At 51.8% G+C, this 13,832-nt stretch carries 14 protein-coding genes; 5 read left to right on the top strand and 9 right to left on the bottom strand.

Features of this window, described 5'->3' with window-relative positions:
- The first annotated feature begins 65 nt into the window (after positions 1-65).
- Together L692_RS0103050 and L692_RS33970 are read left to right on the top strand one after the other, a co-directional pair.
- Positions 66-692 carry a nitroreductase family protein gene (locus tag L692_RS0103050; protein WP_156940288.1) on the top strand — a complete coding sequence of 209 codons (627 nt, stop codon included), beginning with the start codon at positions 66-68 and terminating at the stop codon, positions 690-692.
- Between the two features lie 98 nt (positions 693-790).
- On the top strand, positions 791-961 hold the full coding sequence (locus tag L692_RS33970; protein ID WP_084463054.1) for an IS3 family transposase: 171 nt from the start codon (positions 791-793) through the stop codon (positions 959-961).
- 218 nt (positions 962-1,179) lie between these two features.
- Here L692_RS33970 and L692_RS0103045 read toward each other — a convergent pair whose 3' ends face one another.
- From L692_RS0103045 to L692_RS0103030, 4 genes are all read right to left on the bottom strand, one after another.
- Positions 1,180-1,824, bottom strand: a complete 645-nt coding sequence (locus L692_RS0103045; RefSeq protein WP_025697090.1) for a hypothetical protein — start codon at positions 1,822-1,824, stop codon at positions 1,180-1,182.
- Between the two features lie 381 nt (positions 1,825-2,205).
- Complete coding sequence (locus L692_RS0103040) at positions 2,206-3,489, bottom strand: ABC transporter substrate-binding protein (protein ID WP_025697088.1); 1,284 nt, start codon at positions 3,487-3,489, stop codon at positions 2,206-2,208.
- A 110-nt stretch (positions 3,490-3,599) separates the two neighbouring features.
- Positions 3,600-4,430, bottom strand: a complete 831-nt coding sequence (locus L692_RS0103035) for a carbohydrate ABC transporter permease (protein WP_025697087.1) — start codon at positions 4,428-4,430, stop codon at positions 3,600-3,602.
- A 5-nt stretch (positions 4,431-4,435) separates the two neighbouring features.
- Positions 4,436-5,383 carry a carbohydrate ABC transporter permease gene (locus L692_RS0103030; RefSeq protein ID WP_084463053.1) on the bottom strand — a complete coding sequence of 316 codons (948 nt, stop codon included), beginning with the start codon at positions 5,381-5,383 and terminating at the stop codon, positions 4,436-4,438.
- A 149-nt stretch (positions 5,384-5,532) separates the two neighbouring features.
- Between L692_RS0103030 and L692_RS0103025 the strand changes: the two genes are divergently transcribed.
- A complete protein-coding gene (locus L692_RS0103025; RefSeq protein WP_025697082.1) occupies positions 5,533-7,374 on the top strand; it encodes a cache domain-containing sensor histidine kinase in 1,842 nt (613 codons plus the stop codon).
- A complete protein-coding gene (locus L692_RS0103020; RefSeq protein ID WP_025697080.1) occupies positions 7,371-8,984 on the top strand; it encodes a response regulator in 1,614 nt (537 codons plus the stop codon). The genes L692_RS0103025 and L692_RS0103020 overlap by 4 nt, the downstream gene beginning before the upstream one ends.
- A gap of 71 nt (positions 8,985-9,055) precedes the next feature.
- Here the strand turns inward: L692_RS0103020 and L692_RS0103015 are convergent, their stop codons facing one another.
- From L692_RS0103015 to L692_RS0103000, 4 genes are all read right to left on the bottom strand, one after another.
- Positions 9,056-9,595, bottom strand: coding sequence for a GNAT family N-acetyltransferase (locus tag L692_RS0103015; RefSeq protein WP_025697078.1), 540 nt, complete (start codon positions 9,593-9,595; stop codon positions 9,056-9,058).
- Positions 9,596-9,775: 180 nt separating this feature from the next.
- Positions 9,776-10,765: an aldo/keto reductase gene (locus L692_RS0103010; protein ID WP_376717979.1), complete on the bottom strand. Its 990-nt coding sequence runs from the start codon at positions 10,763-10,765 to the stop codon at positions 9,776-9,778.
- Positions 10,766-10,885: 120 nt separating this feature from the next.
- Entirely contained in the window at positions 10,886-11,728 is an 843-nt protein-coding gene (locus L692_RS0103005) for an AraC family transcriptional regulator (protein WP_025697074.1), read from the bottom strand.
- A 176-nt stretch (positions 11,729-11,904) separates the two neighbouring features.
- The gene (locus L692_RS0103000) at positions 11,905-12,216 is read right to left on the bottom strand and encodes a (2Fe-2S) ferredoxin domain-containing protein (RefSeq protein ID WP_025333537.1); all 312 of its coding nucleotides are present in this window, start codon (positions 12,214-12,216) and stop codon (positions 11,905-11,907) included.
- A gap of 341 nt (positions 12,217-12,557) precedes the next feature.
- Here L692_RS0103000 and L692_RS27645 point away from each other — a divergent pair, with 341 nt between their 5' ends.
- Positions 12,558-13,235: a general stress protein gene (locus L692_RS27645; RefSeq protein ID WP_025697072.1), complete on the top strand. Its 678-nt coding sequence runs from the start codon at positions 12,558-12,560 to the stop codon at positions 13,233-13,235.
- 209 nt (positions 13,236-13,444) lie between these two features.
- On the opposite strand, the gene L692_RS0102990 is transcribed toward L692_RS27645, so the two are convergent.
- Positions 13,445-13,832: fructose-bisphosphatase class II (locus L692_RS0102990; RefSeq protein ID WP_025697070.1), on the bottom strand; the 388-nt coding region annotated here is incomplete at its 5' end.

Genomic DNA, 13,832 nt, shown 5'->3' with positions numbered 1-13,832 from the left:
TTGAAAGTGTGAAATACGGTTCCTATTTTGAAAATACTAATATTTTATGAGAGAGGTTGATGAAGATGAGTCAACAAACATTTAATCCCACGGAGCAGTTATCCGAAGCAGTGAAGGCCAATCGCGAGGCCGATCATTCGATTAATCCCTTGTTTGTAAACCGCTGGTCGCCCCGCTCGTTCTCTGACCGCAGCGTCAGCGAAGAGGATCTGCTGACGGTGCTGGAGGCCGCGCGCTGGGCTCCGTCCGCCAGAAACGGCCAGCCTTGGCGTTTTCTCCTGGCCAAGACAGAGGAGCAGCTGCAGACCTTCCGGGAATTGATCTTCCCAAGCAACCGGGTATGGGCGGATCAGGCTCCCGCTATTATTGGTCTTGCTTCCTACAAGCTGTGGGAGGATGGCCAGCCCAACCGGTTCCATGCGTTTGACACCGGCGCCGCCTGGCAGGCGATCGCGCTTCAAGCCTCGCTGCTGGGCTTGTCCACCCGCGCCATCGCCAGCTTCGATCAGGAGAAGGCTCGCACCGCTCTGAACGTGCCGGACGATTATGACGTGCATCTGTTGATCCCGATCGGATACCAAGGGGAGGCCGATGCCCTGAACGAAGATTTCCGCAGCCTTGAGAAGCCGAACGGCCGGCGTGCTTTAAAGGACAGCATCATTGAAGGAAAATGGGATTTGCCGCAGGCCTGAGGCATTATATGGCTTAAGAATTGATCATATTAACTGTAAGCTTTAAATGAAGCCTCTCCTAAGTTCGATGAACTTGGGCGAGGCTTCTTTTTTCACGTATGATTTTCTTCAGCGCACGTAAACTCTCATATAGCTGCTTACATCTATACTCTACTTTTGAGGCTCTCCAAAAAGATATTGACGGCTATATCTATTTTTACAACTATGAACGATTGCAGGCAAAGCTAAACGCCCTGAGTCCCATGGAATTCAGGACGGAAGCCGCCTAACTGATTTTTATTTTTGTATTGTCTAATTGACGGGGTGAAGTTCATTTTTTGTTTGTTTTATTCATTATTAAATCCATGAAAATTACCAAAGTGAGTAAAACAAACGATTGCAATAAGGGTTTTTCGTAACCTGATTTATCATAGATAAAATAAGCTAAAATGAAATTGGATACGAAAAAAAGAAGGTATTTCAGTATTTCAACCATCCCATTTCAGAACTAGAACCAAGGCTCTATTATTGTAGATCTTCTAGCATCAGTGGCATACGAGCCACCCGTTCCATTTGAATATTTGGTAACTCTTGTTTTTTTTAGAATCTCATAGTCCCCTATGAAAGTACCGTTCATATCAAAGAATCCTGGACCCAGTTCTCTAAAATAGTATCTAATAAAGGTATATAAATCCTCAGTTGTAGTATTTATGAAATAGTAGGTCGCAAATCCGCCAACTGCTACTGCAACAAGTTCTTGCCAAGGCGTGGTGATATTTTTTGCGTAAGCAGTGAAAGCGACCGTAAAAGCTGTCTTTGTCGCCGCAGTAAATTTCTTCGAATCCGTTATATCATATTGTACCATGTGAATGTAAGAAGTGGGGTAAGAAGTGGCGGTAATAGAACTACGACTGAATTGAGACTGTGAGCTGAGTAGTTTGTTGACGTCAGCTATGGCTTCTTCTGATGTTTTATCTAACTTAATATTGCCATCTACAATTTTATAATCAATATTGTTCTCTTTTAGCAGATTCAATACCCTCTCGTTAGGTGTAGGGTTGGGCGTAGGTGGGAGTTCGGCGGCCGAAGCAATAGGAACACTAAAAACAATCAAGATACAGACAGACAAGAATAGAGTTGATAATTTTTTCACAAGTATAACCTCCATTTTTTTGTAATTTATGGATTATTCAATAATAATAAGGAAATAATTTGAAATTATCAATAGTTCGAAAGTCTTTCTGATTCGACAAAAACAGAGAAGTGTGTTTGGGGTGCATGACATCTTTAAATGACCTGGAATATTTACACATAGAACTAAAAGAAACGAAGTAAGCAGTTTCGCAAGCTCAGGTTATGGGAAAGGGTGAATGGCCATGTAGATCAGTGAGGGTAAATAGAAACCCGGCCCAAGCGAAACCGGCCGACCCTGCATAGAATAAAGCGAGCCTCCTTAGCCGGCTGTTCAGGATAGCTATCCTGAACGGCTGCTGCAAGGAGGCTCGCCATTTTGATTGGGGCCTGATCGGCCTGATTATTGTTTTACGATGTCCTGAACGGCTTTATCCAGCTTATCCAGCAGCTGATCGCGGTTAATCTGGCCGCCCAGATATTCCTGCATGGCCGCGCCGAAGCCTTGAGTTACGCCATCCGGGAATCTGTCCCAGTTCCAGCTCAGAGCGGTCTTGGACTGATCCTGTACCGCTACGGCAATTTGGCCGATATCCTCAGCGGTAGTCGAAATGTTGGACAGGGCCGGGATGAATTTGAATTCTTTGGTCAGATATTTCTTTCCGGTCTCCGACGTTACCATCCAGTTCAGGAACGCTTTCGCTTCTTCCGGATGAGCCGATTTGCTGTTCACAATCCAGTTGTTCGGCACGCCCACGTAGATTTGTCCTTCCTTATCATTGATCGGAAGCGGCAGCAGGCCGAGCTTCAGTGCAGGATCAATCTTGTCGATGTCCCCTTGCGTCCAGTTGCCCTGCAACATCATGGCTGCTTTGCCTGAGGCGAAGTCGGCGACCTGAGTGGCGTAGTCGGTAGTCACTTTATTGTCCTGGGCGTTATTGAAGATCACATCCACAAGATCCAGCCATTGCTTGAACACTTCATTGCCCTTGATCGTTTGTTTGCCCGCTTTCAAATCCTCAATATATGCGGCCGGATCAGGCTGGTTGGCCATCGCCACATTCACAAGATGGATGCCGAGCGACCACCATTCATTGGTTGCTTCAAAAGGCGTAATGCCGGCGGCTTTCAGCTTTTCCACGGCTTCTTTAAGCTGCGGCAGCGTCTTCGGTTCCTCGGTGATGCCCGCCTTGGTGAACAGGTCCTTGTTGTAGATCAGACCGTAGCCTTCCACGTTCATCGGCAGGCCGTACAGTTTCCCGTCCACCGTTGTCGGAATCTTCGAGGTCTCAATCAAGCTGCTTACCCAAGGCTGATCCGACAGGTCGGTCGCCCGGTCCATATATGGGACAAGCGCGGCGAAACCGCCATTGTTGAAGATTTCAGGCTCGGAACCGGAAGCGATTTCAGCTTTCAGCAGCGCGCCGTAATCCTCGCCGCCGCCATGGGTTTCCACTTGAACCTTCACGCCGGTTTCCTTCTCATACTCCTCCGCCAGCGCGTTGATCTGTTCGGCAATCTCCACTTTGAACTGGAAGACCTTGATCGTCACATCTTTTTTAGGCGTATCGGACGCCGGAGATGCGGTCCCGGATGTGCCGCTGTTACTGTTATTGCCCCCGTTGCCGCAGCCTGCAATAATTAGGACGCAAACGATTGCGATTAGAAATGCGAACCGTTTCTTCATTTTACTGCCTCCCCTTGTTTTGTAAGTGTTTACATAATGATCGTAATGCAATGTGACCCGGGCCAACACTTAATATTTTGTCTGAAAAGGTGGATATTGTTGCCGGAGGCTCAGCCTTTAACGGAACCGGCGGTTACGCCCTCCACGATGTATTTCTGCAGAATGAGGAAGAACAGCAGGATCGGAGTAATCGCCATCACCAGACCCGCCAGGGCAAGATCCCACTTCTTAGTATATTGACCGAAGAATTTGGTGACCGCAAGGGGCAGCGTCGTTAAATCCTTGTTGCCCCCGATAATCAGCACCGGCAGAAGGTAGTCGTTCCAGATCCACAGCGTATTCAGGATAACCACCGTAACCATAATAGGCATCAGCAGCGGGAAGACGATCCGGAAAAAGACGCCGTACGGATTGGAGCCGTCCACCCGGGCGGCCTCTTCCAGCTCCAGGGGTACGGTTTTGATGAAGCCATGGAACAGGAAGACCGACAGCGGCATGCCGAAGCCGAGATAACAGGCGACGATCCCGTACAGCTCTCCGCGCAGCTCAAGCAGGCTGGTCACCCGCACAAGCTGAAGCATCAGCGATTGAAACGGAATAATCATGGCCGACACCAGCAGCAGGAAGACAAAAGAGTTGAACTTCGTAGGTCTTCTTACGATCTGGTAGGCGGCCATCGAGCTGAACAGGACAATGAACACGACGCTGAGCGCCGAAATTTGCAGGGAGTTCCAGAACGCCTGCGGGAAGTCGATCATTTTCCACACATCGCTGTAGTTGCTCCAGTGAAACAACTGGGGAAACGAGGCGGCGTCCAGCAAAATTTCCTTCAGCGTCTTCACCGAGTTCGTCAGCACCAGATAGAAGGGCGCCAGAAAAATGACCGCGAGCAGGATTGCTAAAATTTCGATAATGAAGGTTTTGGATTTATATGTCTCGATATTCATTATGCCGATACCTCCTTGCGTTTGGTGATGATAACCTGAGTAACCGTTATAATCGACACGGCGGCGAAGAACAGCAGCGCTTTGGCGGTTCCCAGCCCGTAACGGTTGTTGATCAGCGCCTCCGAATAGATGTTATAAGCCAGCGACTGCGTCGAGGTCCCCGGTCCGCCCTTGGTCAGCGACAGGTTGAGGTCGAACATCTTGAACGCGTTGGAGGTTGTAAGGAACAGACAGATTGTGATGGCCGGCATGATGAGCGGCACGTACACGCTTTTAAAAAGCTGATAGGGCCGCGCGCCGTCAATCTTGGCAGCCTCGATCAAGTCCTTCGGAATGCCGGCGAGAGAGGCGATGTAAATGACCATCATATACCCCGCAGTCTGCCATACGAATACGATGACAAGTCCCCAGAAGCCGGTATTTGGCGTTCCGAGCCATGGCAGGTTGAAGAAGGGGATATTCGTAGAATCGCCGATGGTGGCGAAGCCTTTGGTGAAGATGAACTGCCAAATATAGCCGAGCAGGATGCCGCCGATGACATTGGGCATAAAGAAGACGGTCCGCAGCACTTTCTTCGTCTTAAGCGACGCCATCAGCACAAAGGCGAGCAGCAGCGCCAAAATATTAGCGATTACAACAGAAACGACGGTGAAGCGAAGCGTGAAGTTAAGCGAGCTCCAGAAATTGTCGTCATGCAGAATGCGGCTCCAGTTGGCCGAACCTGTCCATACCGCTTTGTCCAGATCCAGCCCGTTCCAGTTGGTCGAAGAATAATAAAATCCGAGAATGAAAGGGGTGATCACAATCGTCAGAAAGAAAATGAGACATGGACCTAAAAATACAATTTGCTGTGCCCAGCCCCTGTGAATGCTGAACACTTTTCTCAAAGCCGATTTCCTATTTACGGACTGAGCCCAGTTCTCTTGAATACCCAGTGCTTTTCTCATGGCGGTTCTCCTTTTTACGTAGTATCATTGCTTTATACTGTCATTATAGGTATCCATGAAAGCGTTTAACACTCAATTTGATGACCGTTAAGGTGGATTATATTGCAGCTTGGCCGGGCAGACTGGAAGATTCAAGGAGGGAGGGACCTATGTTCAAACACAGCATCCGTAATCGACTGATGGCGCTCGTGCTGCTGGCGGCCGTCATTCCGGCTGGCGTCTCGGTCATATTCTCGTATCTGTATACGAAGCAATCGGTGACCGAGCAGTCAATCGGCCAGAACCGCAAGCTGCTGGCGCTGGGGGCGGCCAATCTGGACGGTTATTTTAAGGGCATCCATCAACGCGCCCTGAGCATATACAGCGGAATCAACATACAGAACTCATTTTATACCTCCATATTGTCGGTCAAGAATCCGGCCACTCTTCCCAAAGGGACGGTTCAGCCGGATAACCGGAACATTGTCATCACTCAACTGTACAACCTCTTTTTGTCCGACCGGAACATCTTTCAGATCCATCTTTATGTAAGGGCTAACAAACAGTCCAACACGCTGCTTCAGGGACAGTTCCGCAGGGAGTACAATCCCCGGTATACGCCGCTTGCCAATCCCGACGGGTCGGCGCGGCCCTTCGTGGAAGCGACGCATATGGATCATCAATATGGCGTGAAGTCGGGATTTCCGAACTTCAAAGGGGGAGCGACGCCGGTGTTCAGCGCCCATTATCCGATCTACCGGACGCCCAGCGACGAAGTCATTGCCGATCTGTCGCTTGACTTCCGTCTGACGGATATGGAAGCCATAGCCAAGTCGATGTACAACCGGGACACCGAGCGTCTCTATATTGTGGATGAGCAGGGGAAGACGCTGTATGCTTCGGGCGGCCAGTGGATCGGGGAGCCGATTGAAGCAGGCTGGAGCAAGCTTCCGCAAGGAGCTGACAGCGGCCACTTCTCATGGAATAATAAGGAGTTCAAGGGTATTATTATGTATAGGCATATTGACTCGGCTATTTTTAAAGGCAATATTATCAAGCTGGTGCCTTATGAGGACCTGTACAGCGACGCGCGAACCATTAGCCGCATCAATACCGGAATCGGCGTGCTGTTTCTGATTATCGCGGGCATTGCGGGCATCTTGATCACTATCGGCTTTACAAGACCGATCAAGCAGCTGATTTCCTACACGCAGAAGGTGCAGATCGGGCAGTTGGACGCTTCCGTCAATTGGGTGCGCGAGGATGAATTCGGGCTGCTGGCCCGCAAGATTACCGATATGACCCGTACGATCAACGATTTGATTCTTCAGGAATACCGGTTGGAGATCGCTAACAAGACCAGCCAGCTGAAGATGCTGCAGGCCCAGGTCAACCCGCATTTTCTATACAACGCGCTGCAATCGATCGCCACCCTTTCCCTGAGATACAACGCTCCGAAAATTTACGACCTCATTTATTCCCTGGGCAGCATGATGCGGTATTCCATGACGACGGACGGAATACAGGTGACGCTTCAGGACGAGATTGAACATGTGGAGAATTATACGGCTCTGCAAAGAGAGCGCTTCGGCGAGGAGAATTTGCGGCTGGACGTTGACATCGAGGAGAGAGCAAGCGGTATTTTCGTACCGAAAATGATCCTGCAGCCATTGGTTGAGAACATCTTCAAGCATGGCTTCCGCGATGGCATCAAGGATGGCGTGATCTCCATTACAGGCAGGCTGGATAACGAAGGGCGGCTGGTCATCACCGTCAGGGATAACGGCAAAGGCATACCGGACGGGCGCCTGAAAGAAATAAGGGAATGTCTTAAGCGGACCGAGCACAGCGGGGAGGAGGGAATCGGGCTTCGCAACGTACTCGCGAGACTGCGGCTTCAGATTAGCGAAAGATCCGAGCTGCTGCTGCGGGGCGGTGAAGACGGAGCGGAAGTCGTCATGATTATACCTTTGGATGATACGGCCTTCAGGAAGGAAGAGAGAGCGGAATGAAAGTACTGATTGTAGACGATGAGAAGCATGTGCGCGAGGCCATCCGCTATTTTGTACCATGGGAACAGTATGATGTCAGCGATATATACGAAGCCACGAATGGCCAGGAAGCGATGGACATCATTCTGGAGCAGCAGCCGGCGGTCGTGTTCACGGATATGCGGATGCCGCTTATGGACGGCGCCGAGCTGCTGGAATGGCTGCACCGCTGCTCTCCTTACACGAAGACCATCGTCATCAGCGGTTATCAGGATTTCAACTACGTCAAGCCGGCTATTGTCTACGGCGGAGTCGATTATCTGCTCAAGCCGCTCAACCGCAAGCAACTGATCTCCGCCGCCGAGCGCGCCTTTCAGAAGTGGAAGGAGGAGAAGCGGGAGCGGGAACGGACCTTCCATCAAAATATCCGGCTCAATGTGCTCCGTCCGCTGTACTGGGACAAGACGCTTTCGGATCTGGTGAACGGAACCATCACCTTTCAGGATCTGGAGGAGGCGCTGTTCGAGGAGCTGGGACTCCCGAAGAACGCGAAGCGCTGCCGTATCGCCGTCATTTCACTTCAATCCTCGGGGGGCCGGCTGCTGCAAAGGTTCCAGGGCGATATCCAGCTGACCTCCTTCGTTCTGGCGAATGTCTGCAATGAAATCGTAAGCTTGCGGAAGCTGGGCTTTGCATTTCGTTATTGGCATGAAGGCACGGATGTAGCCGTTCTCTTCTGGGACGAAGTGGATGAGGCGGAGAGGCTGCTGCTTGAGATTAACGAGTCAGTCAAACGGGCGTACGGCATCCCGCTCGACATCGGTCTGAGCACGGTCCTTCCCTTTCCGGAACGACTGTGCGCCGCTTTTACAGAGGCAAGAGAGGGACTGGCTGAGCGGAATCTTCTGCAGACGGGCAACCGCATTCATCCGTACCGGAAGGAACGGTCTGAGGCGGCTCTTGATGAGGGAGACAGGACTGCGGCGCTGCTGGAGAACCTTCGGCTTTCGCTGCTGTCGGGCGATGCGGAGCGAATCGTCCGGCGCCTGGAGGAATGGACCGATTCGGTTGCCGGAAGCAGTATGCTGACCCTGAACGGCCTCAAGGATCGGGAGGCCCGGCTAAGACATGTGCTGACCCGGTGGAGGCAGGAATGGTCCGGCAGCGAGGCAGGTTCGGATGATGAGCCGCCTTTCCCGGGCGGAATGGATGAGAGCGGCAATTTTTCCATCGAACGCTGGAAGGAAGGAATCAAATCATACCTGTTGATTATGGTCGGCGAAAGCAAGCTTTCCCGCACCTCGGACAGCCGGCTGATCCGGGAAATCCGGGATTACCTGGACAAGAATTACCAGCAGGAGATTACGCTGCAGCATATCGCGGACCGCTTTTTCCTTAGCCGGGAGAACGTCTCGCGCAAGTTCAAGCAGGTTACGGGTGAGAATCTGTCTGATTATCTGACGAATTTGCGGATCGACAGGGCCAAGGAGCTGCTGCACAATTCGGAGCTGCGCCTGTCGCGGATTGCCGAACTGGTCGGCTATGAAGACGAGAAGTATTTCAGCCGCGTGTTCAAGAAGGCGACGGGCCAGACGCCGCGGGAGTTTCGGAAGCGGGATGAGGAGGGGTGAAGGCGCTATTTTCCTGAGAACAAGGAACTGTATCAGAGGAGCAACCGTGAGATACAGTTCCTGTTCAGGAATTAATTCAAATCAAATCGGAGGCTCTTTAAATATTCCTCTCTTGTTAATTCATAATCAATGGAAGATTGCAATTCTCCAAGCTGATTTTTCCACGTGTCGATACGAACAGCCATTTTTCGAAAGCCAATTTTCTCATATACATGCTGTGCTCCTGTGTTCTTGACGTTGGTATCGAGTATGATTGTGTGATACAGCAGCTGCTCAAATAAAAAGCTGATGAGCATAGTCAAAAAAGTGGTTCCAAAGCCTTTTTCCTGCTGGCTGAAATCGCAGATTTTAATGCCAATCTCTGCAACGTTCTCTTCAACCGTTCTGTAATTCATTTCCCCGACAGGAACATGATCAATCTCCAGAATCAAGCGGCGGCCACGGTCAGAATCAGTCTTGAGTTTATCCAGAACCTCTTGTTCGGTAGTGCCGATACCATTGGGAAAGCCGGCATGAGCCATAATTCTTCCATCGTTCCACCAGTTGCACAAGGCTTGTGCATCGCCTGCATTCGCATTTCTGATGACTAAATTTCCACTTTTCAAATACATTTCATTTCCTCCATATAGTCGGAGGGCTAAAGTATAGTCACCCTCCCGGAAATCAGGTAGGCTGGCAACATTCTATTTTTCATAGGAAATCACCCTTTCGGTTTACTATAGGTTCAATAAAGCAGCCCAGTGCCTGCCGCAGATACTGGGCTGTTCTGTCACGCCGCTACTTGGGTCAGACTATCCCCGCAGTATGTCCTCAATCTTCTCCAGCTCTTCCGCGCTGAGCTCGGGCGCCTTCAGGGCGGCGGCGGCGTCTTCGATCTGACTGACCTTGCTTGCGCCGATCAGCGCCGAGGTCACCTTGCCTCCGCGAAGCACCCAGGATAAGGCCAGCTGGGACATTTTCTGTCCGCGCGCCGCCGCTACTTCATTAAGGCGACGGACCTTGCCGAGCACTTCCTGCGTCAGTTCCTTCTCGGACAGGAATGCGCTCGGTCCGGCCGCGCGGGAATCCGGCGCGATGCCGCTCAGATAGCGGTCCGTCAGGATGCCTTTTTGCAGCGGCGAGAAGGCAATCGTACCCACGCCCTCCTCCTCAAGCACATCTTGCAGTCCATCCTCAATCCAGCGGGACAGCATGGAGTAATTCGGCTGGTGGATCAGGCAAGGGGTGCCGAGTCTCCGGAGAATCCGGATCGCTTCCCGCGCCTCCTCGGCGCGGTAATTGGAAATGCCGACGTACAGCGCCTTGCCCTGACGGACGATCAGATCCAGCGCGGCCATCGTTTCCTCAAGCGGAGTATCGGGGTCGGGACGGTGGTGATAGAAAATATCGACATATTCAAGGCCCATCCGTTTCAGGCTCTGGTCGAGACTGGCGACGAGATATTTCTTGGAGCCCCATTCTCCGTACGGACCCGGCCACATATAGAACCCGGCTTTGCTGGAGATGATCATTTCGTCCCGGTAGGGAAGAAAATCCTTGTTCAGAATGGTACCGAAGTTCTCCTCGGCAGAGCCTGGGGGCGGCCCGTAATTATTCGCGAGGTCGAAATGCGTAATGCCCAGATCGAACGCTCTCCGGATCATGGCTCTGCCGTTCTCCAGCGTGTCGATCCCGCCGAAGTTATGCCAGAGGCCGAGTGAAATTGCCGGCAGGCGCAGTCCGCTGCGTCCGCAGCGGTTATAGACCATATGGTCATATCTTTCCGTACTGGCTGTGTACATGATTGAATGCCCTCCTGCAATGAAATGGTGTTCGCCCAGGGCGGGCGAACGGTTATTGCTGCGCTTTCATTGTAGCCGAATCGAGGAAACAAACGAATGTCAGCAAGGGAGGAATATATATCATAATGTCAGATTGGCATTCCCTTCCCGGTAGCTCCTAGGGGAGCAGCCGTGAACCTTCTTGAACATTCGCGAGAACAGGAGCGCATCCTCATAACCGATGGAGCGGGCAATCTCTCCGATCGTGCAGTCGGTTCGGGTGAGCAGCTCGCGGGCTTTAGCCATGCGGTACCCCAGCAGGTACTGGCGCGGAGGCATGCCGACAACCTGCTTGAAGAGCGCGGATACGTATTTCCGGTTAAGCTGCAGCATTTCAGACATCATTTCCATCGTGATATTCTCGCCGTAATGGGACTCTATAAAATGCAGGCATTTTTCCACATGCTCGTTCTTGCGTCCTTGCAGAGCGGAAGCCGCAGTAGACGCCGGGACGGTACGAAGAAGAACTGCCAGAAATTCGTACAGAACAGCCGTTAGCGGCAGATCCAGCGCGCCAATCGTCCGGGAAGCCTCGGTCAGTCGGTCATAAAGTCCGTTCATGACCTTGCCGTCCATGGGAAACACAGGGGATTCCGGGGACAGGGTTGTTCTGGACAGGAGCGCCTTCACCCGCTCGCCCGTAAAAGCAATCCAGGAGTAGCTCCAGGGATCGCTCTCATCCGCGGCGTAGGAGGCAACGACCCGGGGATAGGTCAGAAAGGCCTGCCCGGGGAACAGAATATGGGACTGTCCGCCCGTCATGACCCTGCCGGTCCCTTTATGGATGAAATGGATTTTGTAGTAGTCCCGGAAGCCGGGACCGAAGGAATGTCCGGGAGCGCATTGCTCACGGCCCCAGAACAGCAGATAGAGATCGGGAGAGACCCCAAGCGGCGGCTCCGCGTTGTAATGAAAGACGGCCATGTTTTTGCTCTCCTTGTTTGGCAATCAGGATATAGCGCCGAGCGCTTCATCATTTCATTATACCTCAAAGGCCAACTGCGGATAAAAGGACAAAATAAAAACCGGCTTTCCAAACGGAGCCGGCGAACGATTTGTGAGACCTATTCTTTTGTTCGGGAACGATTCGGGTGGAAAGCCTAAGCTTCCATTTTCAACATAACCAGCTCGTCCACAGGATTGCCCTCGACCAGATGCTCCTTAACGATACGCTGAACATCGTCAGTGGTCACATTGTAGTACCATACGCCGTCTGGATAGACAATGAGAAAAGGGCCGTTGCCGCAAAGGCCAAGACAGCTGGTCTTGTTGATCTTGACCGTCTTATTGATTCCCTGTTCGACAAGCTCTTCCTTGAAAGCCTGCATAACTTCTTCTACATCCTGGTTATTACAATGCTCGCTGCAACAAAACAACAGATGTTTCTTTAAAACCTTAAGCCGCATGTTCATGGTTTCTTCCTCCTTGGTTTGCGTTGCTTTTATTTACACCTTTAGCATGAAGTATAGTCGTTTTATTACGGTTTGTAAGGAAAAAAAAGTGAGTGTTCCAAAAGATTCAATAATCCGAAAATTATTTCACATACTGCGTTATGTATAATGACGCGACTATGACTTTCCATGGATTTTGTGGCGATTTTTTATCATACCTTGGCTTGTTTGCTGTTTAGAAATTATTTTTGAGGATTCAGCTTTGGGGTTGCCGATTCTCCGTTTATCCCATATCGATTTGGTTAAGTAAGCTATGAGCAAGGGAATTTAAAATTTTAAATTTACTTTGGGAGGTAATCGCTATGAATAAGAGAATTGTTGGCGTCTTTACGAACGAGCATGATGCGTCGCAGGCGATCGGGGATTTAAAGAGTCGCGGTTTTCAGACAGAGGATATCTCCGTTATTGCGAGAAATAAAGAGGATGTGAACACAGTCGGTGAAGAGACGGGCACGAAGGCTCCCGAAGGAATGGCTTCCGGAGCGGCGACGGGCGGCCTGCTCGGCGGAGTAACCGGATTGCTCGTCGGCATCGGCGCGCTGGCGATTCCGGGTATTGGGCCGATCATTGCAGCCGGTCCGATTGCGGCGACATTGGCCGGAGCGGCGGTGGGGGCAGGGACAGGAGGTCTGGTTGGAGGGCTGATCGGCCTGGGTATTCCGGAAGACGAAGCGGAGAGCTATACCCGGTACGTCGATGAAGGCCGCATTCTGGTCATGGTCGATGCGGACACCTCGCAGGAAAGGGTTGTGCATGAAGCGTTCCGGACGCATAACCCGCTGAACAGCCACTATAATGGAACGAGCGAAACGATGCCCGGGAATATGATAACCGACGACTCGGCCGCCGATGACCCGATGAACGACAGGGCCGAAAGATCGGTTGCGAGAAGCTCTAATAACGCATTCAACGGTTCGGGTCTTGAAGGCAAGCGTCCGCACGATAATCTGCCGGTGCCGCATCGGAACATCCCGGATTGAAGAGGCGTTATCAGAGAAAAAAGTGGAGATAGGCCTTAAAATGAAGAGCGGCCTCTCAAGCCCGAATGGGCTTGGAGGGCCGCTCTTGTCAGCGAATGGACTTGCCCGAAGTTAAACAACCGGTACGTTATTCAGGCGGCCGCGCATGAACAAGACCGTGTCCCTCGCTCGGAGCGGACACGGTCTTCGATGGTTACAGTATGGAATATTTACAGGGACGCAACCTTCTTCCCCGAAGCCCCCTGCGGGATTTCCTTGCCGGGCAGGAAGTGGATGCTGCGGATATAGCGGATCGTCCGGCTTTGCGCCCGCATGATGACGGAATGCGTCTCCGCGCGCTCCTTGCCGATGAAGCGGACGCCATTCAGGAATTCGCCGGAGGTTACCCCGGTGGCGGCAAAAATCACATCCCCCGTTCCGACCATATCGTCCATGTACAGCACGCGCGTCGGATTGGCAATGCCCATCCGCATGCAGCGCTGCAGCTCAAACGGGCCTTGCGGCAGCAGCTGGCCCTGCATTTCGCCGCCCAGGCATTTCAGCGCCGCTGCGGCAAGCACGCCCTCCGGAGCGCCGCCGGAGCCAAGGTACAGATCC

Source organism: Paenibacillus forsythiae T98 (assembly GCF_000520735.1).
In the GTDB taxonomy this organism is placed as follows: domain Bacteria; phylum Bacillota; class Bacilli; order Paenibacillales; family Paenibacillaceae; genus Paenibacillus_AQ; species Paenibacillus_AQ forsythiae.
The sequence above is the reverse complement of the archived record's forward strand: the minus strand, read 5'-3'. Positions and strand labels throughout refer to the sequence as shown.